Below are 409 nucleotides of genomic sequence, written 5' to 3'. Positions count from 1 at the left end.
TGGGAAGAATATAAGCAATTAAATCTATCTTCTTTGCAAGCAACAGTAAAGCGAGTAGATTTAGCTTATAATTCCTTTTTTAAAGGCATTCGCAAACGTCCTAAATTCAAATCCATTCGAGATTATTCGGGTTGGACATATCCAGACGGACGGCAAGGATTTAAAGTGGAAATTAAAACTTCCGAAAAATATGCCGTTAATCATGGCTGGGTGATTCTCAATGACCTCAACTTAAAGATAAAAATGCGAGGTCGCTTTCAATATTGGGGAAAACCCACAACTTGTACCCTTGTTTATCGTCCTCATCGGGACGAATGGTACGTTTCTTTTACCGTTAAAGTAGAAGAAATCCCTTGTCTATTTGGCAGCCAGTCCCCGGTAGGGACGTTACATGTAACGTCCGTACAGT

The 409-nt window shown here is 39.9% G+C and carries 1 pseudogene; it reads left to right on the top strand.

Annotation, left to right across the window (positions count from 1 at the left end):
• Positions 1–33: 33 nt before the first annotated feature.
• Positions 34–409, top strand: a pseudogene (locus tag JUI58_RS00500) (hypothetical protein); the annotation flags it as partial.

This window comes from Spirulina sp. CCY15215 (genome assembly GCF_016888125.1).
Classification (GTDB): domain Bacteria; phylum Cyanobacteriota; class Cyanobacteriia; order Cyanobacteriales; family Spirulinaceae; genus CCY15215.
Note: the sequence above shows the minus strand (reverse complement) of the source record. Positions and strands in the feature narration are given on the sequence as shown.